The 22,470-nt window shown below is 33.4% G+C and carries 22 protein-coding genes; 3 read left to right on the top strand and 19 right to left on the bottom strand.

Annotated features, from left to right (window positions below; all coding sequences use genetic code 11):
- Positions 1-177: 177 nt before the first annotated feature.
- From ACJJVT_RS07270 to ACJJVT_RS07245, 6 genes are all read right to left on the bottom strand, one after another.
- A complete protein-coding gene (locus ACJJVT_RS07270; protein ID WP_405397577.1) occupies positions 178-843 on the bottom strand; it encodes a hypothetical protein in 666 nt (221 codons plus the stop codon).
- Positions 844-870: 27 nt separating this feature from the next.
- On the bottom strand, positions 871-1,272 hold the full coding sequence (locus ACJJVT_RS07265; protein WP_405397575.1) for a hypothetical protein: 402 nt from the start codon (positions 1,270-1,272) through the stop codon (positions 871-873).
- A gap of 128 nt (positions 1,273-1,400) precedes the next feature.
- Complete coding sequence (locus ACJJVT_RS07260; protein WP_405397573.1) at positions 1,401-2,090, bottom strand: hypothetical protein; 690 nt, start codon at positions 2,088-2,090, stop codon at positions 1,401-1,403.
- A 51-nt stretch (positions 2,091-2,141) separates the two neighbouring features.
- Positions 2,142-3,554, bottom strand: a complete 1,413-nt coding sequence (locus tag ACJJVT_RS07255) for a hypothetical protein (protein WP_405397571.1) — start codon at positions 3,552-3,554, stop codon at positions 2,142-2,144.
- A gap of 835 nt (positions 3,555-4,389) precedes the next feature.
- Positions 4,390-4,827 carry a UPF0158 family protein gene (locus ACJJVT_RS07250; RefSeq protein WP_405397569.1) on the bottom strand — a complete coding sequence of 146 codons (438 nt, stop codon included), beginning with the start codon at positions 4,825-4,827 and terminating at the stop codon, positions 4,390-4,392.
- A gap of 84 nt (positions 4,828-4,911) precedes the next feature.
- Positions 4,912-5,034: a hypothetical protein gene (locus tag ACJJVT_RS07245; protein WP_405397568.1), complete on the bottom strand. Its 123-nt coding sequence runs from the start codon at positions 5,032-5,034 to the stop codon at positions 4,912-4,914.
- A 771-nt stretch (positions 5,035-5,805) separates the two neighbouring features.
- Here ACJJVT_RS07245 and ltrA point away from each other — a divergent pair.
- Complete coding sequence (ltrA, locus tag ACJJVT_RS07240) at positions 5,806-7,077, top strand: group II intron reverse transcriptase/maturase (protein WP_405397566.1); 1,272 nt, start codon at positions 5,806-5,808, stop codon at positions 7,075-7,077.
- A gap of 988 nt (positions 7,078-8,065) precedes the next feature.
- Here the strand turns inward: ltrA and ACJJVT_RS07235 are convergent.
- The 9 genes from ACJJVT_RS07235 to ACJJVT_RS07195 all read right to left on the bottom strand — a co-directional run bounded on the left by ACJJVT_RS07235 (position 8,066) and on the right by ACJJVT_RS07195 (position 15,793).
- The gene (locus ACJJVT_RS07235) at positions 8,066-8,554 is read right to left on the bottom strand and encodes a hypothetical protein (RefSeq protein WP_405397565.1); all 489 of its coding nucleotides are present in this window, start codon (positions 8,552-8,554) and stop codon (positions 8,066-8,068) included.
- A 306-nt stretch (positions 8,555-8,860) separates the two neighbouring features.
- The gene (locus tag ACJJVT_RS07230; protein ID WP_405397564.1) at positions 8,861-9,391 is read right to left on the bottom strand and encodes a hypothetical protein; all 531 of its coding nucleotides are present in this window, start codon (positions 9,389-9,391) and stop codon (positions 8,861-8,863) included.
- Between the two features lie 691 nt (positions 9,392-10,082).
- A complete protein-coding gene (locus ACJJVT_RS07225) occupies positions 10,083-10,877 on the bottom strand; it encodes a CPBP family intramembrane glutamic endopeptidase (protein WP_405397563.1) in 795 nt (264 codons plus the stop codon).
- Between the two features lie 201 nt (positions 10,878-11,078).
- Positions 11,079-11,744: a hypothetical protein gene (locus tag ACJJVT_RS07220; protein ID WP_405397562.1), complete on the bottom strand. Its 666-nt coding sequence runs from the start codon at positions 11,742-11,744 to the stop codon at positions 11,079-11,081.
- Positions 11,745-11,944: 200 nt separating this feature from the next.
- The gene (locus ACJJVT_RS07215) at positions 11,945-12,712 is read right to left on the bottom strand and encodes a DUF6882 domain-containing protein (RefSeq protein WP_405397560.1); all 768 of its coding nucleotides are present in this window, start codon (positions 12,710-12,712) and stop codon (positions 11,945-11,947) included.
- 166 nt (positions 12,713-12,878) lie between these two features.
- Positions 12,879-13,439 (bottom strand): hypothetical protein, encoded by a 561-nt coding sequence (locus ACJJVT_RS07210; protein ID WP_405397558.1) that lies wholly within the window; start codon positions 13,437-13,439, stop codon positions 12,879-12,881.
- A gap of 235 nt (positions 13,440-13,674) precedes the next feature.
- Complete coding sequence (locus ACJJVT_RS07205) at positions 13,675-14,268, bottom strand: hypothetical protein (protein WP_405397557.1); 594 nt, start codon at positions 14,266-14,268, stop codon at positions 13,675-13,677.
- 335 nt (positions 14,269-14,603) lie between these two features.
- Entirely contained in the window at positions 14,604-15,011 is a 408-nt protein-coding gene (locus ACJJVT_RS07200) for a hypothetical protein (protein ID WP_405397556.1), read from the bottom strand.
- Between the two features lie 305 nt (positions 15,012-15,316).
- Positions 15,317-15,793, bottom strand: a complete 477-nt coding sequence (locus tag ACJJVT_RS07195) for a cupin domain-containing protein (protein WP_405397555.1) — start codon at positions 15,791-15,793, stop codon at positions 15,317-15,319.
- Between the two features lie 594 nt (positions 15,794-16,387).
- On the opposite strand from ACJJVT_RS07195, the gene ACJJVT_RS07190 reads away from it, so the two are divergent.
- A complete protein-coding gene (locus ACJJVT_RS07190; protein ID WP_405397554.1) occupies positions 16,388-17,830 on the top strand; it encodes a BspA family leucine-rich repeat surface protein in 1,443 nt (480 codons plus the stop codon).
- A 329-nt stretch (positions 17,831-18,159) separates the two neighbouring features.
- On the opposite strand, the gene ACJJVT_RS07185 is transcribed toward ACJJVT_RS07190, so the two are convergent.
- Positions 18,160-18,558, bottom strand: coding sequence for a hypothetical protein (locus tag ACJJVT_RS07185; RefSeq protein ID WP_152594493.1), 399 nt, complete (start codon positions 18,556-18,558; stop codon positions 18,160-18,162).
- Positions 18,559-18,986: 428 nt separating this feature from the next.
- Here ACJJVT_RS07185 and ACJJVT_RS07180 point away from each other — a divergent pair, with 428 nt between their 5' ends.
- A complete protein-coding gene (locus ACJJVT_RS07180) occupies positions 18,987-19,952 on the top strand; it encodes an IS110 family transposase (RefSeq protein WP_405397552.1) in 966 nt (321 codons plus the stop codon).
- Between the two features lie 13 nt (positions 19,953-19,965).
- Here the strand turns inward: ACJJVT_RS07180 and ACJJVT_RS07175 are convergent, their stop codons facing one another.
- The 3 genes from ACJJVT_RS07175 to ACJJVT_RS07165 all read right to left on the bottom strand — a co-directional run bounded on the left by ACJJVT_RS07175 (position 19,966) and on the right by ACJJVT_RS07165 (position 22,344).
- Positions 19,966-20,484 (bottom strand): hypothetical protein, encoded by a 519-nt coding sequence (locus ACJJVT_RS07175; protein WP_405397551.1) that lies wholly within the window; start codon positions 20,482-20,484, stop codon positions 19,966-19,968.
- A 796-nt stretch (positions 20,485-21,280) separates the two neighbouring features.
- Entirely contained in the window at positions 21,281-21,586 is a 306-nt protein-coding gene (locus ACJJVT_RS07170; protein WP_405397549.1) for a hypothetical protein, read from the bottom strand.
- Positions 21,587-21,801: 215 nt separating this feature from the next.
- Entirely contained in the window at positions 21,802-22,344 is a 543-nt protein-coding gene (locus ACJJVT_RS07165) for a hypothetical protein (RefSeq protein ID WP_405397547.1), read from the bottom strand.
- Positions 22,345-22,470 lie beyond the last annotated feature (126 nt).

The following is a 22,470-nucleotide window of genomic DNA, read 5'->3' as shown; positions in this document are numbered from 1 at the left end:
CAATTATATATTTGAAAGTATTAAGGTAAACACTCGGTATGTAAACCACTTCACCTATGTATTTGTTGGTAATGTTTAATATGATTAATAATGAATAATTAATTATTAGAATTTTATTGGTTTTTGCTATTGGCATCTGTTAGTTTTTTTTAAAATCCTTAAATTTTGAAAAGGGAGTTATTTTATAAGTAACTCTAGTTCAGCTTTATTTTTTAAAACAGGATGTAATTTTGTCACTATCCCATAGGTATAAAAAGAGCTTTTCATTTTAACGCTATCAAGAATCATCTCATTATCATTAGAATGATAAATTTCAGTTTCACCAGTTTTATCAAGCATTAAAAAAGTAGAGCTAGGTATTATATACTCATCTTCAACGTATTTTTTTAATTGTAAGTCCACATATTCAATTTCTGTATGCCAAGCTGTAATGTCATATAATGCTATCTCTTTTGAATATGATGAACAATTGAAACAGACTAATAATTTTGAGCTGGCTATAACTTCATACTCGATTGTAATTTCTTTTCCAATTAAAGATTCAAAGCCATAAGAATCTAAAAAAACCAATTGTTTATCTTCTTTTGTATTTACCGTCATGGCAGTTGTCAAATAATCACTGGGCATAATAAGAGCTTCTTCTACTGATACAACAGTAACTTTCTCTTTTTTAGTTGCTTTGGTTAGTGGAGAGATTACTTCAGCTTCTGGATTTATTGTATGTTCCATTCCAACAGATTCAGAAGAGGTATTATTAACATCACTTTCTATATTTTTATTTGAGTTGTTTTTGCAAGAAATGCAAAAAGAAACTACTAAGACGAGGATTTGTAATTTTTTCATAAATCGTTGTATACGTTTACACTATGACTAAGATTTTGATACTTCAGGTTTTTTGTTGATCATTTCATGTGAAATAATTTTAGCTAGACCATAACCTCCAAAAATTAATTGTTGAGTTTCGTATTTAATTTTTATGGTATGATTCGCTTCTTTCATTTTCAATGGACTATCTGGGCAAAGGAGGTTATAATCTTTTTTAGAAACATAAAGCCACTCTATATTTTCTAATTTTTCTTTTAAGTAGACTCTTTTATTTCCGAATAAATTTTCGAATGAATATCTAAAAAAGTCATTCTTTCCTATTTCAATTACTTTATATTTCACTTCAGATTCTCCAGTTGTTTTTCTAGATGTAGCTATTCGATATTTTAAGAAAATAAGAATGCTTATTACAAACAATGCAAATACTATATATGCTATAAAATTCATTTTATAATTAGTGTAAATAATTGATAGGGTAAAGGCTTGAACCACTTCTCTAGGCTTTCTGTCAAAATCTTAAGTACTCTTAAAAATTAAGAGTGATTATTTTTTACAAAATAGTTGTGTATAGTTTTTTAGCATCCCTTTTCATAGGTCCAAACATTAAGCGTTTCTTGTTCTGAAATCAGTTTGATCCAACCGGTATAAGTTTCTATAACTAGATTGTCTTCACCAGAACAAGGGTGTTTTCGATATTCCTTGACATTTACTTTACTCCATTTCCCTTTCTTTTCATTTGTCAGTGTTATGCCGAATAGGTCTCCTTTTAGAGTCACTATTTTATTAAAGTCGGTCGATGGACCTTCTCTTAAATTTAGCCCTGTAGCATCAGCATACCATTCACTGTTTTTCTCAATGGCATAATTCATCCAAGAAATTAAATTTAAATTTTTTGATGTTACTTCTTCAATACTTATCCAGTATCCATTGTTAAGCTTTACAAAGCCATTAACTGAGTCGACAAATACTAAAGCCATTGTTTCATAACCGACCATTTCTAGATTAGAGGATTCTAGTGGAGTTTCATCTCCGTTTTTTTCAATAAAGGCGGTGTAAAATTCATTATTGCTGTCTGCTTTACCTAAATGAATATTGCCTTGAATAGCTCCATTTGGTTTATCATAAATTTTTAAGCCAGAACTAGGTATGTAGATACAACATAACTTAAACTCATTATTTGGCATAATAAGTCCCGTTTTAAATTCTTGCGAATAACTAGCATAAGAACTGATGATGAAGAGTAATACGAATAGAAATTTTTTCATTGTATAATCAGCTATAGTACTAGTTTATATGAGCAAAAGTTAATTCAGATATTAATGTTTAAAGTTATTATAGGTATCAGATTTTACAAGGTAAACCTTAACATTATTCAGAGAACTGAAATACGGAATTTCAAATGTACCTGTATGATTTTTAAAGGTAATCGTGTACTCTAACTCTCCTTTTTCTTTAGCGGAGTCAATAGCTAAAATTAAATTTTCTTTAAATGTTTTCGTATTAATTGTTTTTGCATAGGCCGTTAATTGCTCATCGGCATAATCACTACTTGTATCTTGTTGTGCAATTATAGCTAGTAAATACAAAACACCTATATCTGGTTCATTTACGGCAAATGATGCTTCTGCTAAATCTGAATAAATACGATTTAAACACCTAACATATCTGGTGCCACCTGCAGTGTGGTATTTATTGCTTAAAGCCTTGCCAAATGAAGAAACTGCTTTTACATATTCCTTTTTATTCATATAAATATCGGCTAATGCATGTGCAGCATAATGGTTTACATTTCTTACTGATTCTTTAGCATAATAACCAATATTTTCTGCCATTTTATCATCTAATTCTATTTTGTAGTTTTCGAAAAATTGCAACTGAGTTATGTAATTCTTTACATTGTCTCTATTTAATTTAGTATCTAAACCTTTAGCATTGGTGACAAAGTCTGAATTATTTGAATATGGAGGTATTTGAGCAAGTAAACGGACCGTTTCTCTAAACTCATCAGTAGCTTGGTCATGGTATAACCTATTGGTGTCTTCCCAACGATTAGGTATGATATAGTTTGTGTTTGTAACATCAGATTTAACTTTAGGAGAATTATCAACAGCATCAGGTAGTTTGGTGCTTAGACTTAAATCAAATTTATAAAAGACAATTTCTTTATTCTTCCAGATACTATAGTTACTATTGATGGATATGATGTATAAATTATTTTCATAAACCCGAATAAATAATAAAACAAAACTAGGTTTCACATACAATTCTCGCTCATTTTCTTTGAATTTACCGGAGTTGAAAATGAAGTTATCATTTACTAATTCTTCATAAAGATTTTCTTTTTTTAATAAAGTGTTATTTTTAAAATAAGCGGCTGCATAGCTGTCAATTAATTCTTGCTCGTATTTTTTTGATGTAATATTTTTGACGGCTATTTTACTTTTGTCAAGTGTATAACTTGCAGGTATATAGCTTGAAGCAATTTCTTTTTCTTTTGAAATTTCAATGCCTAAACCAATTAATTTATGCTCGTAATCTTTTTTACTTGGTTTATCAGCTTTTTTAAAATTAGCATACCATTTGTTAATTTTCTTGATTTCAGGATTTGACTCGTTAAAAGTGCTTATGTAGTTATCTATATATTTTTCAACCTTAGGTGTAAACCCTTCTTGAGCTATCATAATTTGAGTACTAAAGAGGATAGTGAGTAGTATGGTGATTTTCTTCATAATTATTTTAACGGATTTGTAATTGGTTTAGTGCCAAATTGGGTGATAAAAACCAATTCTAGAATTAGAATTATAAGTCTAGAATAAACTACAGGAGGGGAGTAGGCTGTATTTAGTAAAATTTGTTTAACCTAATCTTTTGATTTTAAGATTAGAATTAACTATAAAATGAAGATAAAACGGAAAATGGTTTAGTTTCTTATTCTAAACAAAGTGTTCGTAAATGAATTTTTAAGTACTTAATAAATCACAAACTGCATATTATATAGAAATCATAGTGAGTCTGAAACATTCAAGTTATTGTAAAATATCTTGTTTCGATAAGTTTTTAGCTACCAAACCGTGTTCACTTTCGTGTTCAATTGTAATTGTATGTAAAATTTGCGCATAAAAAAAACGGTTTAACTTTCGTTAAACCGTTTATAATGTGCCTTTTAATATGTAGCGAGAGGGGGGCACGATCCCCCGACCTCCGGGTTATGAATTTCCCTCTCAAAATTTAAAATGCCTATATAAGGGCGTTCTAGAGATGCTATATTAATAAATCGTGTTCAAAAACATATTCAGTTTTGTGTTCACAAATTATTAAATGAATTTGATTACAAATTAGCTATTTTTTATTAATAATGGGGTATGATTTGTATTGTTTAGAATTACTTATTTATCGAATCATTAGTTCTTTAAAACAATTCGAAGATTATTGATATTTCAAGGCTTAGAGCAATCACCAAAAGGAGTACTAATACTTAACATTAAAATAATTAAAAGGGCATATTAGAATATGAAAATATTGACTGAAATTTCGAGAGTGGACTAAAACTTACCATAGGAGTCTTTAGTAGTCGTTAGTTAATTTACCTTTTAATTGAACTTCTACTATTTTTTCTATTTCATTGTGTTTAAAATCAAACCATTCTTGCCTAAATTCAGAATTATCGACTGCGTTTTTAAAATTCTGAAAAGGCTTTTTATTTTCTAAGATGTCTTTTAGAATTAATTTGAACTTTTTGTCTATAATTTGATTAGAGAAATGTTCCATTATTTTAAAGGACTCGAAGCTTTTTAATACTTCCACTTTTATATAATTCGCTTTTTGGTTATTTATTTTATTCAAGTCATCTCGAAAAAATTCTTTTAATTCTTGCTCGTCTGAAGTATCTGAGAAATTAGGAATGGTGACAATTTCGTTTGTTTTAGAATTGTAATAACAATTGTTTCCGCAATCCAATTCTTCTGCAATTTCTTTTATAATATCGCCTTGATTTATTTTCATTTCCATTATGTTTTGTATACATATTTTAGGACGGGTAAATATGTTCGTTAATATACATGGTTTACAAAAGTTATAGATTAGAGTTTACACTAAATTAGTTTCTAACCTCACTGATTGTTCTTTTTTTCTAAATACATGTTCATCAAAGTAACCTAAAAATACATTTCCAATTTTTTGTTCCATAATCGTTGATTCTTTCCAAGGCATAGCATCTGAATTTTGGTTTCAAATGCAACTTAAAAAGTGTAAACGATGTTTCTATAACTCTGTAAAGGATGTTTGTATATCGTACCATATGGCATACAACGGTTGAGCTATGAACAGTACGGGAGCAAACTAGCGTATGCTTTCCGCCACGCACTTAGCGAAATCTTTGTGTTTTGTTTTTTCTTTTTTTTCGTCAAAAGCGAAATCCCAAAGATTTCGCGACATTATAAAAATACACAAACCTTTCGTTGAAGCCCGAAGCCCGTATTGTTTATAGGTTGTGTGTGTGCCCAGTATGGGCATCTTTACCTTATAGCAATATAAGGATTTATTTAGAGGGTGTAAGTCCCTTATGCGCTGGAGTAACTTCTGGAAGCATTAGTAAGTCGCAAGGGTGGTAACTGCGAAGTTACATCTGAAGAAAGCGAGACTACAAAACTCGGTACTGACGAACAGGAACCGTATACAGAGGCATATTTACTTGGGTAAGCAAGCACATCATTGTAACGCCCCAAGAATACCAAAAAGGTAAGTATGTAGATACGGCAGTTATTGGGTAAAAGAAGATGTTCTTACCTGGGGAGGTCTCTATAACCACGAGTTGGTATAGTAGAGAAGTCAGCCGATGTCATAATACTTACGGGAAACGAGCTAGGGCAGAACCCTAGAGGTCTCACGAATAAGGAAGGACAGAACGTTAAATCGCGTCCGGATTCGAATAGGAATCAGTTTACCCGATAGCTTATACCTAGAAAGACAAGAACAGAACAAATGATAGCAAAAGTAGTAGCCGCTAGAAACTTGAGCGACGCCTGTAAAAAGGTGGTCGGCAATAAAGGGTCGGCAGGAATAGATGGGATGACCGTACAAGAGCTAAAGGCGTTTATAGATGCCCATCGCTCAAAAGTGGTACGTCAGCTTATTTCAAAAAGTTACATGCCAGAAGCTATCAAAGGGGTAGCGATACCCAAGGCGAACGGCAAGACCAGATTATTGGGAGTGCCTACGGTAGTGGATAGATGGCTTCAACAAGCTGTAAGCCAACAACTGGCGATTCATTTCGAACTCGATTTTGAATCGGAGAGTTACGGTTTCCGCCCAAGGAAGAACCTTCAACAGGCAGTTTTAAAAAGTCAAGGGTACATCAATGATGGATACCAAGACCTAGTAGATATAGACCTCAAAAGTTTCTTCGATGAAGTACAGCACTATAAACTACTTCAATTTATTTATAACAAGGTAAAGTGCCAAACCACCTTATGGTTAATTCGAAAATGGTTACGGGCACCTATTTTAAAGAATGGGCGACTATGTAAACGTAGAAAGGGATTACCACAAGGAAGCCCATTAAGTCCGTTATTGTCCAACATTATGCTGGACCAATTGGACAAACATCTAAAAGTACGAGGGTTCAAGTTTATCCGCTATGCTGATGATTTCAGTATTTACACGAAATCAAAAGCAGCGGCACGAGCGATAGGGAACGAGGTCTATCTATTTTTAAAGGAGAAACTGGATTTACCTGTCAACCGGGCAAAGAGCGGTATCCGCAGACCCTATACATTCAAGGTGTTGGGTTATAGGTTTACGCCGATCTATAAGAAAAGCGTAAAGGGCAACTATCAGTTAACAGTAAGCAAAGAGTCTTGGCAAACGCTCAAACGTAAGCTCAGGTACCTTACCAAGAAAACGCTACCATTGTCATTAGCGGAAAGGCTACAACGCCTAAAACTCGTCTATAAAGGTTGGTTAAACAATTTCCGATTAGGAAATATAGAGACCAAACTTAAAAAGCTGGATGAATGGCTACGTAATCGGTTACGCTACTGTATATGGCATGATTGGAAGAAACCAGAGCGCAAACGCAAGAACCTCATTGGCTTAGGTGTAAAACAGGGTCAGGCATATGCTTGGAGTAGAACCAGAATGGGAGGATGGGCAGTAGCCCAAAGCCCTATACTTAGAACTACTATTACTGAAAAACGTCTAAGAAAAAGAGGTTATGAAAGTATGTTGGCGTACTACCTAAATGTAAAGTTTTGATATAACGAACCGCCGTATACGAGACCCGTACGTACGGTGGTGTGAGAGGCGCACTCCGTTCCTAATTAGGGGCGGAGCCGTCTACTCGATTGTGCGTTCGTTGTGTGTCCTGCTTTACTTGGGGATACAAGATATGATAAAGTTCATTGACAAATCAAGTAACATAACTTTAAATGAGATGAAAGGATATAATTATTAGTTCGCCCACTAATATTTATATGGTCTTTCGATAGGGACTGACTGGCAGACCTATCAAACCGCCTTATGGGGCTTATCTTTCACGTGTTGGTCTTGAGCGATAAGGTCAAAGGCAGTACCGCAGTTGTATTGTGAGTATTTTGCTATGGTGGGAGTAAAGAAGCTGAAAGAGAAGAGATTGAACCCTTGTAGAAGTGTCGTAAACAACTTTAGCATTGTCAAAATCGAGGGGTTGACGGCTCTGAGAGATAAAGTTTAGCGAACGGTAATCAGTATGGTTGGCTATTCGGCAATCGGCATATAGAGGGCAGGAGCTTTACTTACTGCTCATTTAAGGAACAGGAGAAACTTCTTATGTGGTGTTAAGGGAGAACGGTATAACCCCGAAGGGCAAGCCAAAGAGTACCAATACACAAAAGGAGTGGCGGACTAACTCGTAGTAGCGAATAGTATCTAAGAGATGTCTTTTGAAAATTAGACGTAGCGAAGGGGTTAGCAAGACCAATAATGATTTGATTCTTACAACTTTTCGGAGGATGATTTGGTTAAATCAGCGAAGCATTGATGGATATATATATGCTTCGGTCTTGAAGAGCCGTATGATGGGAGACTATCACGTACGGTTCTGTGAGAGGTTTAGGGGTGAGATTCCCCTTTACCTACTCGACTTTTTTATTCAATTACTGTATGTTTCGAATAATACTTTTTATATTCGGTGTAACATCCGGTCATTTTGTTTGCACATTCTCTAAATAATAAGGATTAACAATACGAAACATTCAGCAAAATGCTATTCGCAAATTCGAATAAATATTTTTGAATTTTTAAATACCTCAAATTGAATTTCTTCTCCTTTATTTAAGTTATAAAATCCTTGAGTTCTTGAACTTAACGTAGAAGGTTTTCCTGACTCAAGTTTTATATAATAGTCACTTCGATAAGCCCCTACTCGGCTAACAACACCATTTTGCTTTATTTTTTTTTTCTCTTTTACATCTTTTCTTAACTCAAAAATTTTAAAAATATTAAATGCCATCAAAGTAATAATACCTGTAACTAAAAGTAACAATAAGAGCATATTAAGTAATTCACAAGTGTTATATATACAATTTCCTTCTTTGTAAAGTGAAATAACTATAACTGCATAAACTGAAAAGAAAGCTGCAGAGATAAATATTATGTTATACTTAGCTTTTTTAAAATGTTTTTTCAAAGAAATAATTTCAGATTTTGATAAATCTAGTTCTTGTATTTCTTGTTTTACTTTACGTATTTTCATTAATTTTATTTAGTAAAAAAGATATTTGTGAGCTTCATTTTTTTTATCATCTATATTAGTGATTTTTTCAATTCTTAAAGTATGTTTATATGACGCACAAAGGTTGAGCTAAGCGTAGTGCGGAGGTAGGGAAACTTTTCGTTTCCGTCTGCGTACGAAGCTAAAGCTTTTTGTTTAGTTTTATTTTTTCTTGTCCAAAGCTAAATCCTAAAGATTTAGCGACTTTATAAATATACACAGACCTTTCGGTTTTGCCCTAAAGTCTGCATTACGTTTAGGTTTTGTTGTGCGTAGGCTTTTTTCGACCTATTTTTTCACAAACACTATACGTTCGGTGTTTTCCCAATCGCCTTCGTCAATTTCATAATCAAAGGATAAAGCTGCATCATTTTCACTTCCTGAAGGAATGGCCCATTCGCTTCCATGTTTAACATCAAACTCAAACATTCCATCTATTCCACCTGTTTTCCAAGTCCCACTTTTTTCAAGTCCGACACCTTCGATTCCATCAAATTTGTACGTTCCGTCCGAGAGTAAAACTAATTTTGGGTATTGACTATCTAGCTCTTTTTTAGACATAATTTGTTCAGCAGAATTATCCAATACATAAGTACCAGAAAAATCTTCCATTTGATTTTTATGTAATGAGGGTAAAATGACTAAGTAGTATAAAGCTATTAGTCCGAAACATAATATTGGAATAATTCCAATTCCGATACCTATTTTTTTAAGTTTAGAAGATTTCTTGCCAAGTCCTATTAATAGAACAATCAGCGAGATAACTAGAAATATTCCTCCAACGAAAATTAGAAATATGAATAATAAACTTTCTAACATATTAATTTTTCAGCTTGCGCACAACGTCTAATGTATGATCTGTACGGTTTAGAAATCCGTAGGATTTCCCGCCGTACGATAAGGTTCTAAATATACGTAGATTTTCCGACGGAAAATCGGACAGTATAGATTATACATATTGTTAGCAAACGTGTTGCAGCGCAAACCTTTGTCTGGTCGCAGATCACTGATAGATTTCCCGAACTCTTTTAAAATGGTTTCTTTTTTAAGTCCGTCGAAACCAAATGGAAAAGGATTTATGTATATCGTTTTTATGCAGACTTACCCAAGAAATTGACAAGTCCGTACGCGCAACAGTTGCGTCCGAGTGAAGTCCGTCCGAGCGAGAACTTTGGCAAGGTAATTTATTAATTAAACATCTGAAGTTTGAGAAAGTAACAAGCCTAAAGAAACCATTTTAAAAATGCTGGTTTACCCGAACCAAACTCTTCTTTTTTAAATATTCAGGCTAATTGCGCAACGATTTAATTTTTATGGCAATATGTTTGCTAACGCCTGAGCTAAGATTAGTGCGGAACCAAGGAAACTGTAAAGTTTCCGTCTTCGCGCTAAGACAAAGCTTTTTGTTTGCGTTTATTTTTTTATTGTTAAAATGTCAAATCAAACAGATTTGACGACCTTATAAAATTACACTAACGTTTTGAATAAACACCAAACCACCGCATTAATTTTAGGTATTGTTAGCTGCAGTTATTTTTTTCACCGCTAGTATTGTCGTTAAAATCCCAAACACAAATAATGCCCAATACATAACACCAAATTCCAGCCCATAAACCCATTGAAAAAACGATTCACCGTAAATAGAGTATAATGATGAACATAAATTATTAAAAAAATGAATTAGTATAGTGTAAATAATATTTTGGGTTTTAAAATAAATCATACAAGCAATTATTCCAAAAATCAAAGTGGGGATTAGATTGCTAGGTGTTTCAAAATGAATTGCGGCAAAGCATAAACTAGATACTATGATAGAAATCCATAAGTTGTTTTTTTCTAAAAGCTTGACAAATAGAAATTTTCTAAAGAATAATTCTTCAAAAATAGGTGCAATTAACAAACTAGAAATGTTTAGATAAACAAAGAACCAACTAAATCCTGCAAATCGGTATGAACGCGGTTCTAGTTCAGAAGTTTTGTAGTATTCTATAATTTTATCAAATTCCGTAAAGGGTTGCTCTACAAATCCTAATCCAATTACTATTAACAACAGATATGGAATTAATTTTAAATCCAACTGACTAAAGTTAAATACTGATTTTAAATTTGGTTTAGGCTTCCACAAAAAGTATAGAATAATCAGGTAGGCAATTAAATATGATAAAGTAATAACACTATAAATATGCTCTTGAAATCTATCTCCAATTAGTTCTGTTTTCTTATAAAGTAGAATTAAAATCCCTTGCGGGATGTAGAACATTATAATTAGAAGTATCGTTAATAATATAGCTTTGGTTATTTTCAATTAAGTATTCTTTATAATTACAGCTAACGTTTTGGCTAAGCGTAGTGCGGTAGTAAGGAAACTTTTCGTTTCCGTCCGCGCACGAAGCTAAAGCTTATTGTTTAGTTTTATTTTTTCTTATCCAAAGCTAAATCCATAAGATTTAGCGACTTTATAAATATACACAGACCTTTCGGTTTTGCCCTAAAGCCCGCATTACGTTTAGGTATTGTTACCTGTAGTTTTTTTTCGCAAGAGTATTTTTAAGTCAGTGTATAAATAGACACCAACTATTCCTAAAGTAAGTAGCATGTAGATTATTTTTCCTGTAGGCATTAGAAAGAAAAATGTAATTGCTATTAAGAAAACACACAATGGATACATAATTAACCTTGTCAATATTTTTTTCCAACTCCATTCTTCTTCAGGATTGTTATTTTCACTTTCCATATCCAAAATTTCGTAAATCTGCTCCAACTGGATTTTCTTTTCCATTTGATATATTTTAAAACCGACTAAAAGGAAAATTCCAAGAAAAATGACCCATCCAAGAATCTCAACCCAGTGAATTATTGGGTCGAAATCATTAAAAACCCAGCTAAGCCACGGTATGGAAAAAATAACGCAAAAAAGAAAGTATATAATTTTTCCTGCTGGATTTATTTTGTCCGAAATGTTTATTAAATGACCATTTTTATCTAGTTCAAACTTAAATATTGGGTAAAACATTTGATTCCAACTATTTTGTCTCCAGACCTTAATTTCTCGGGAACTAACCATACCTGCCGGTCCTAAATTCCACTTCATGATATTCAACAAATGAGTTCCAAAGGTGTCCACTTGCTCTACTTCGATTAATTTAATTATGTCTGATTTGGTTATTTCCACTAAATATTTTCAAAATTACAGGTAACGGTTTAGCTAAGCGTAGTGCGGAGATAAGGAAACCTTTCGTTTCCGTCTGAGCACTTAGCTAAAGCTTATTGTTTAGTTTTATTTTTTCTTGTTCCAAAGCTAAATCCATAAGATTTAGCGACATTATAAATATATACAGACCTTTCGATTTTGACCTAAAGTCCGCATTACGTTTAGGTATTGTTATGCTTAGTGTTTTTTGCGTCCAGATTGGATTCCTTTATCTCAAAGTAACATCTTTCACAGACCAACTTAATTTTGGCAAATTCCATTGATTCATCATTCCAACCGTCTGTTTTAAGGCGCTTTTTTTCGCATTCAGAACACCAAGCTTGTAAGTCTTCATCTTCGTCCAATTCCATGCCACGATAGGTCTCAAAAGCTTCTTCAAATCCTGTTTTGGTTTCCGTGTTCAAGTGCTGGCAAATAAATGCTTTCCGTATTTTCCCGTGAGAACTACATTCAATTAGTGCGCTCTCAATTTTTTCAACTTCTTCTTTCGTTATCTGTTCGGTTAATAGGAAGTATTTTTCTAAATGCTCAGTAATAACTCGATAAGTGCCAATTCCTCCAATTATGTCGAAAGCAATTGCAGTGGATTCCCAACCTGTGTATTTATCTCCGTCAAAGTGCGCATTGGTCAGATTGTCGTAATTCTTTTTCTCTCCGAACTCTTTAACTTTTAGTGTCCGAAATTTTTTAGTCTCAACAGAATCTTCGTTAGCCCAAGCCCACATCCAAGTGTTTGTATTCAGCGAAAATGTTCCAACAGGGATATATCGGAAGTATATTTCTTTATCGTCACTATACAATCTTAATGTTTCACTTGATTGATTATAAAACCAACTAGCATAATTTTCCGTATCAAATTTTACTCGAAATTCCGGCTGACGTTCTTGTAATTTATTAACTGCTTTTTGCGTATACTTTTCGTATTTCAAAGGTCTAAATATCAATTCGATTTGGTTTTTTCAACATTAAGCACAACGTGTTTGTATAAGATTAGTTGCGGGTTTGTATGCGAGGATTTTCCGCAGGAAAATCAGACGTTACAAACCCGAAACGACCTTTGTTTAAGCCAAAAACCGCAATTAATTTTATACGGTGTTAGCCACTGGTTTTATTCAGTTCAACGTATTTTTTTACTTTGGGAATTTTCAAATAATCTTCGTCGTCTAAATACTGACAAATTTGATAAGAATCAATTTCAGTTAATCTTTCCAACAGTTTTAATTCCTCTTTTTCATTTAATTTTTCTGACCAAATAAATTCAAAAAGTCCTTCTGCTAACTTTTGTTCAGCATTAGCATTTTTTTCGGTTTTTAATTGTTCTATTATTTTTTCAATTCCGAGTTTCAATATGTTTACGTCAAAATCCGCAATGTCAAATTCAAGAAAGTCACAAAGAATTGCAGAAGCAAATTCTCTTGTTTTTTCTTCTGATGCTTGAATATCTCTTATTAAACGTTTAAAAAAGTCAGTTTTAGAGATTTTTTCTCCAAAAGAAAGTTGGTTTTCAGTTATTCGCTCAATATTATTTTCTTTATCGAAACTGACTGAATACTTTTCCACCATATTTTCAGAACTCCAACTATTCAGTTCAAGAGTAATTCCTGTCTTTTCGGAATTCAATAATTTACATTTATGTCCGATGAATGTTTCTTTCATTGCTGTTTGTTCAACTTGTGGCTAACGATTTGGCTAAGCGTAGTGCGGTAGTAAGGAAACTTTTCGTTTCCGTCTGCGCACGAAGCTAAAGCTTATTGTTTAGTTTTATTTTTCTTGTCCAAAGCTAAATCCATAAGATTTAGCGACATTCTAAATATACGCAGACCTTTCGGTTTTGCCCTAAACTCCGCATTACGTTTAGGTTTTGTTAGGCACAGGTTTTTCTTTTCAGGACTTATCTTAATCTTACATATTTACCTTTAAGTGAATTTTCCGAAACATAAATTAAAGGGACATCATTCGAATCCAGACAATGCAGAAGAAATGACTTAGTTTTTCCTGATTCCCATCCAGCACAAGCTGCTGCTAGTCCATATCTTGGGTCTGTTAGTCCTTTTTGTCTGTTTAATCCAAAATCCCAACATTTAGTAAGAATTATATTTTGTTCTTCTAAAGTTGGTATTAATTTGTCGTAGCCCAATACATCAAGAGCTCCATGTGATTTTGAATAGTTTTCTTCGTTTAGAATTTTTATAAAATCCGCAATTGTACTATCTATTCTTAGAAAAGCAGCACAGGAATCCGCTAAAAAGAAACCATTGTCGATATAGTTTTCTTTTATATACGATTTAGCATTCTTATCACCTAAATACCCCAAAGTTTTAATAATTTCAGTTTGAGTATCGTTATGTTTTTTTTCAAACTCCAATTTTAACGCTTCTAATAATTCTGTTGCAAATCCGTCTATTTTTTTCTTCCTAATTTCAGTCGCTGCTTTTCTTCTAGCAACGGTAGATTTTCCTAGAAGATTTATTTTTAAACTATCCATTTAAAGTCTATGAAGGTGTTTTTTTAAACTTGTGCCTAACGGTTGGGCTAAGCGTAGTACGGAGGCAAGGAAACTTTTCGTTTCCGTCTGCGCACGAAGCTAAAGCTTATTGTTTAGTTTTATTTTTTCTTGTCCAAAGCTAAATCCATAAGATTTAGCGACTTCATAAATATACACAGACCTTTCGGTTAAACACTAAACTCCGCATTATGTTTAGGTTTTGTTAGCAAAATGTGGCGACACGTTTGAGTAATCACGTTTTGCTTGCACAAGTTGGAACGCTCTGAAGTCCGACCGAGTAAAGTCCATCTGTGCCAATTTGTTAAAAAATAACATTAATTAGAAATAACTAAAAATCCTTCCGTTTCGTTATCTTTCTCATGGTTAAAGATTAGGTTTTGAATGTTTTTAACTTTGTAGTGTAATTGACTAAAATTGTTATTTTCAAAAATTACATAGACATCTTTATTTTGAATTTTTTCTAATTTTGCATTTTTACTTAAATCTGAATCTAAGAAATTTTTAAGGTAATTTTTATTCTCTTTATTTGCTTTTTCGAAGAATAACAGAATTGCAAAGTGTTGAGGCTCTTCAATTGAAATATACTCTTTCAACATACTCTGTCTTAAAACTTGAATTTCAGCAAAGTTTTCTCTTTTGTAGAGAATTTCAAATTCTACAAAGGTATTTTCAATTCTACGAATTCTTTTTCTTTTTATATATTCTTTTACTATACTAAGCATTCATTTATTTTAAATCACTGTTGAAAAATGTGTAGAATTACGTTTGAATTTGTTAGCCAGAAAAAAAAATGAGCCATTTTTGCTAACGGTGAGGCTAAGAACAGTACGGGGGCAAACAGACGTTTACTTTCCGTTTTACAATTAGCCAAAACCTTTTGTTTTGGTTTTATTTTTTTCTTTTAAAATCCCAAAATCCTAATGTTTTGGCGGACTTTATAAATATACACAAACCTTTCGTTTAAGCCCGAAACCCGTATTGTTTATAGGTGTTGTTGTACGCTGGCATTTCCGTCCGAGTGTATCATTTACTTACTTTTTAATTTTTCCGCTATCTCGTCATAATATTCCTGCGTTACTACTTCAGTCCAAGAAGTTGGTTGTCCACCACCATATAAAGCCAAATACGTTACATCACTAAACTTGGTAGATGAATGCCAATGTTCGATGTCTTTTTCACATTTAATTACATCTCCTTCTTTCAAAATAACAGGCTCATTTCCTCTCTCCTGATAATAGGCTTCTCCATCTACAATTATTAAGACTTGCGCCGTTCCATGTTTATGCCAGTCCAAGGTTGAGTTTGCTTTAAAAGTTGCTTTTGTAATGTTATAACCCAATTCCTCATCACCGTGAATAATTGCATTCAACCAAGCTTCTCCGATATAATGAGTATTTGGCGCTTTTGTTCCATCTGTTAAATATGAGGATATCTTGTAATCTGAATTTTGGGAAAATACGGATACAGAGGTTAAAACTAATAGGAGGAAAATTGATTTTTTCATTTTCTTGATATTTAAATATTTCTTGTTTGTTCCGATTTTCATGCTTGCGTACAACGTCTCGGCTAAGCGTAGTGCGGTAGTAAGGAAACTTTTCGTTTCCGTCTGCGCACGAAGCTAAAGCTTATTGTTAAGTTTTATTTTTTTGTCCAAAGCTAAATCCATAAGATTTTGCGGCATTATAAATATACACAGACCTTTCGGTTTTACCCTAAAGTCCGCATTACGTTTAGGTATTGTTGTAATCAGTAGTGATACCTATGAGTAAGCACGTACGATTTCATTACAGTATTTTGCCAGTCTGAATCATGTCCATCTGCGCAAGAGTTGCGTTTGAGTGGAGTCTATTCGATTGGTATGAACTTGTTGAAAAGGCCAAACTTGTACTGTGTTAAAGTCTTAACTAGAAAACACACAAGAAAATCTAATAGAATATTCACGTGCATTCCATTTGGTTGTTTTGACTAGGTATTTGGAGCCGTATTTATTGATGTGAAAGTCCATCTATTCAATTTGAAATATTATTAAACTAAATACGTTAGAACTTCAGAAAGCCTATTTGTATTATAATCTTAATAGGCATCAAAAACAAACAAAATGTTAAAAGCAGTTTATCCCTTAATTTGTTTGTTTCTTTTTGCTTCTTGTAGTAAAGATGAAACAACAAATACCAATGAACAACCAATAACCTATAATGTATTTTTCATAAGTAACGGAGGTGGTCCCGTTAGTACCATTAGTGTTGTCGAAGGCAACGCTGTTTCAGAACCAACTAGCCCAACAAAACAGTGTTTGGTTTTTGACAATTGGTATTTAGATGAAACATTGATTAACAAATTTAATTTTTCAACTCCGATTACAAGTGATATTACATTGTATGCAGGATATGTAGTTAATCTAAGCCCAGCTAATAAAACTGAGTTGATTGACCTTATTGAATGTGGCACGGAGTTAAACTTGATTGACACATCTTTGGTAACAGATATGAACGGCTTGTTCGAGGAAGCCACCTCATTTAATGGTAGTATTGTTAATTGGGATGTTTCGAATGTTACAAATATGAGCGAAATGTTTTCAAATGCGACTACTTTTAATCAAGATATCAGTGGTTGGGAAGTTTCAAACGTAACTGATATGAGCGGGATGTTCGCCGCAGCCTTTGCTTTCAACCAAGATATTGGTGGTTGGAATGTCTCCAATACACAAAATATGCGGAGAATGTTTTCGGGCGCATTTTCTTTTAATCAAGATATCAGTGTTTGGGAAGTTTCAAAAGTAACGGATATGAGTTTGATGTTTTTTCAAGCTGAAACTTTTAATCAAGATATAGATGCTTGGGATGTTTCAAACGTAACGGATATGCATTCAATGTTTAATCGCGCAATCTTATTTAATCAGAATATTGGTTCTTGGGATGTTTCAAGTGTAACGGATATGAGCTTGATGTTCGATAATGCCACTAGTTTTAATCAAGATATTGGTAGTTGGAATGTTTCAGGTGTAACCGATATGTTGCAAATGTTTTTTGGTGCAGAAATATTTAATCAAGATATTGGTTCTTGGGATGTTTCAAGTGTAGTGGATATGGGTAACATGTTTAATCAAGCTAAAGCTTTTAACCAAGATATAGGTGATTGGGATGTCTCCAGTGTAACGAATATGTTCAACATGTTTCAGTTTGCCGAAGAGTTTAATCAAGATATTGGTAATTGGAATGTGACTAACGTTACAAGGATGAGTGGTATGTTCTCAAATGCCAAAAAATTTAATCAAGATATTGGCTCTTGGAACACCACTAACGTTAGTTATTTATCTCGTATGTTTGAATTTGCTTATGCGTTCAATCAAGATATAGGTAATTGGGACGTTTCTAACGTTACTAGTTTAAGATATATTTTATTAAATGCCCAATCATTTAATCAGGAAAGTATAAAAACTTGGAATATTGGAGGCGAGATAGATATTACCCTAAGTCTTTATAAAACTGCACTACCAAGCACCTTTCGTTTCGATAATCAACCAAATACCGACCCTTTTTGAATTTTCCTTATGGATTTAAAAACCTTATAATTTCTTTATTATAAGTGACAGTCGCAAAATAGGATTAAGGTTTTGAGAAAGTATTTAGTCTTGAACTATTGATTACAACGACTGAGCTATGAACAGTACGGGAGCAAACTAGCGTTTGCTTTCCGCCACGCACGTAGCGAAATCTTTTGGTTTTGTTTTTTCTTTTTTGTGTCAAAGCGAAATCCCAAAGATTTCGCGACCTTATAAAAATACGCAAACCATTCGTTACAGCCCGAAACCAGTATTGTTTATAGGTTTTGTTGTAACCAGTTTTATTCTTCAGTCTTGTTTAATTCTAATTAATTTAATTTATTGCGTTTAAATATTTTATCTCTCCAAGTTTGGAATTTAGTCCAGCTCTCAGCGTTAATATTTTTCAAATCCACAAATTCTCCAGTAGAACAATCTAGCGCCTCCCATTCCATTTTTTTCATAATCATCCCTATAATATAATGAGGGTTTCCACCACCACGAATATGAAGCATAATAGAGTCAACTTTTTCTTCCTTTCCTGTATTGAATTCTATGGAAAACCCATCTCCATTTAAAATCCCCCAGTCTTTTACTGAATAATCTAATTCAGGTAATAATATGCATAATTCGTTAATTATATTATCCCTTATTCCTAAAGAAATTGGTTCATAATCCTTGTCGTTAGTGTCAAATTGTTCTTTTATTAGAATTACATCCCAACTCACATTTGTTTGTTTTTTGGTTATTTTAAATTGGTTACAACGGCTCGGCTAAGCGTAGTGCGGTAGTAAGGAAACTTTTCGTTTCCGTCTGCGCACGAAGCTAAAGCTTATTGTTTTGATTTATTTTTTCTTGTCCAAAGCTAAATCCATAAGATTTAGCGACATTATAAATATACACAGACCTTTTGTTTTAGCCCAAAAGTCCGCATTCCGTTTAGGCTTCCTAAGTTAGTATTCTGTTATCTTTTATGGTTTAACAAAAGAACAAAAGAGCAGAGTAAGGTTATTATAGGTTTAGGAACTTCAGATTCCGTCAACAAAGAAAATCCCTGCTCTTTTACTATTCAAATACGATCAGTTCATTAGGTCATTAGAACCTGTTTCTAGGATGATGTATAGCATTAGTGTTTGTTCTTTAAAAATTTAATAATATGAATAAAAGTACAATTTTTGTAGGGATAGATATCTCTAAAGATGTTTTCGATGTTTATGATTCCAAGAGCGGTCATTTCCAATACAGCAATGACGAGAAAGGTTTCAGGTTATTTAAGAAAAGCATAACAATCGATCATTGGTGTGTAATGGAAGCTACAGGATGTTATCATCAACAACTTGCCATTTATTTGTTCGATAACGGTTTACGTGTTTCTGTGATAAATCCCTTGATCATCAAGCGTTTTATACAGATGAAACTAAATCAGGTAAAAACGGATAAGAGCGATGCCAAGATGATATGTCGCTATGGCGAAGAACAAGCTTTGGATCTATGGTCACCGGAACCTGGTTACATTGTAGAGAGTAAAACCCTTCAAGGAGTTGTCCGCCTTTATTTTAAGCAACGTACGGCCTTAAAGAACACACTTCACGCAATGTCCACAAGTAAACGTGGAAAGGGTAAGCTGATGCGTTCGATCGTACGTCAGTTGAAGAGTTTGGACAAAGAAATAAAGTTACTTGAATCGGAGATTGAAAAGTTGATACGTGCAAATGAACAAGAGCTTTATACCAGGCTGAACACTATACCGGGTATTGGTAGAAAAACCGCTATGCTTTTAATTGTCTGTGCGAACGGTTTTCGGGATTTTGAAAGTTCAAGGCAGTTGTCTTCCTATTTCGGTCTGGCACCGAACGAGCGAAGTTCGGGCAGTAGTGTAAGGGGAAAGTCACGAATAAGTAAAATGGGAGATCCCTTAGTGAGGAACCATCTTTTTCTTTGCAGTTTTACAGCTTGTGTCCATAACCCTCAATGCAAGGCGTTATATGACAGAATAGTTTTAAAAGGGAAGAGTAAAAAATTGGCTTTGATAGCAGTCTGTAATAAATTGATTAAACAAGCTTATGGAATAGCTAATTCAGGTTTAGATTATGATAGAAATTATGTGGGTAGATTGAGCTAATTTAATTTGTTTTTCAGCTCAGTTCTTTGTTAGCTGCTGGTTTTTGCGTTACTCGCTCCATTGTAATTTCGAAATACTCTCTTGAATCCATCTCCTTTTTTATTAAAGAAGTAATCTCAAAATTCATTTCGTTAAATCTGTTTTTAAAAAGAAGAAAAAGTCCATCGTCCATTTCCCTTAGCCTGTAGCGATATATGTTTTTGTCCGTCGAAACATAACAGAATGAAGGTTCGTTACAAGTTTGGCAATCATTAAAATTTACTCTTTTGTTTCTCAAAAATTTCAGTTCTATTGTCCTGCATATTTCTTTTTCTCTAGTTGCAGCCTCACTAGAATAAATTTTTATTTTTTTGGACGTAAAAAAAATACTGTCTTTATTGTTTGAAATCAATTGGGAATAATAAGAAAAACCACTTTTCCTTACTTCTGTTTTCGATTCCTTTATGATTTTTTTAAACTCAGATTTCGTAATCTTTTGTGCGAAACAAACAGAAGTTAAAAGAAGTAAAATAGTGGTTTTTAATATTCTCACTTTTGGAATGTTTTTCAAACTTGCAGCTAACGCTCGAGCTAAGAGTAGTGCGGTTTTAGGGAGACAATTCCCATTGCGCCACAACGCTTAGCAAAAGCTTTTTGTTTTGATTTATTTTTTCTTGTCCAAAGCAAAATCCCAAAGATTTTGCGACATCATAAAAATACGCAAACCATTAGATTTATCACCTTAGCCCGCATTACTTTTAGGTTCTGTTGTCACAAGTATTTTTTTCTGCGTTGTTGCTTGCGTGCCTAAAGTGTTGCTTTCGAATTGCCACCCCGGTAGGGGGTAGTTAACGAACTGCTTGCGTTACTACTGCGAACAGATTGGAAAGTTTTCTCATAACAGTTGCGTTGTGCTTAGGCTCCGTCTACACGCCAATGCTCAGAATCAGATTGCGTACTGATTTTAAGAGCTTATGAGTCAGTATTTTTTACTTTAAATATACTTGCTCAATATTTGTGACAACGGCTGGGCTATGATTAGTGCGGCGCAGAAATCCGACGGATTTCCAGCTACGCGCTAAGCAAAAGCTTTTGGTTTTGTTTTTTCTTTTTTTATTCTAAAGCAAAATCCCAAAGATTTTGCGACTTACTAAAAATACACAGACTTTGGCAGATAAACCTCAAGTCCGTATTAATTATAGGCTTTGTTACCACACGTTTTTTTGCGTACTGTTGACACTTTTCTATTGCGCAATTTTGGCAAATCCATCTGCGTGACTATTGTGTTTGAGTGAAATCCATCTACGTAACCTGTTCAAAAAACCAATTAGTTTAATGTTTTTTGTGGCTTATGAGAATGCTTGCGACGATATCATCAAACAGATAATAACCGCCAAAATATGAAGTCCAATAACAGAATATGTCCAGTTAGATTTTTTCATATTTATAATTAATCCATAAACTGGAATTTGAATAACCGCAATGATAATTTCTAATGTTCCGATTTCATCTTTTAACCCAGCCAATATCATAGAAAATGGATAGAATAATTTAGCAGGTAAAAAAGTTCCGTGCCCTCCGCCAGCAAGAAATATTGTCAGAAATAACAATAGAATTGTAATTGCTGATGTAATTATAATCGGAACTATTTTCATTTCAAAATGTGTGGTAACGGTTGGGCTAAGCGTAGTGCGGAGGCAAGGAAACTTTTCGTTTCCGTCTGCCGACGTAGCTAAAGCTTATTGTTTTGCTTTTTCTTTTTTTGTTCCAAAGCTAAATCCATAAGATTTAGCGACTTTATAAATATACACAGACCTTTCGGTTTCGCCCTAAAGTCCGCATTACGTTTAGGCTTTGTTGTATGCCGTTTTTATTTTCTCAGCTTAACTACTTCCTGCGTTAGGGAATAACTCCCGTCGCCGTCCTGATTTGGATTTACAATTAGATAATCCAAACGTTTTATTTTTTCAAAATTTTCAATGTCGATTGTATAAACATCATTTACGATAAAAAACCGCTTTGAAAAAATATCAAAATCTTCATCATTTTTGTCCATTCCGTTATACTCCGCAACGGAAAGAAGTTTTTTGATTCGTGTCAATTTTCCAACTATGATTGAAGAACCATTGTTTAAATACCAAGATTTAAAAGTTCCGCTCCTAAATTCAATTCCGTTTGTTTTAATTACGAACTGGAAGGTTTTGTCTTTGTCCAATTTTGGAAAGCCATAAGTGTCCTCAATTTTTTTCGCACTTATTTTATTTCCGTCCACAATTATTCCAAATTCCGAACTTCTAACTTTCTTTTCGGAATCATTTTTGAAAATTTGTAATGAATGTCTCGAAAGCTCCTCTTGGCAGTAGGTCAGGTTAAAACACGTTGTAAATAAAATTGTCAGTAATAAGGTTTTCATAAATGTTCGTTAATATACATGGTTTACAAAAGTTATAGATTAGAGTTTACACTAAATTAGTTTCTAACCTCACTGATTGTTCTTTTTTTCTAAATACATGTTCATCAAAGTAACCTAAAAATACAT

The sequence above is a fragment of the Maribacter sp. Asnod2-G09 genome (genome assembly GCF_045063795.1).
Taxonomy (GTDB): Bacteria; Bacteroidota; Bacteroidia; order Flavobacteriales; family Flavobacteriaceae; genus Maribacter.
The sequence above is the reverse complement of the archived record's forward strand: the minus strand, read 5'-3'. Positions and strand labels throughout refer to the sequence as shown.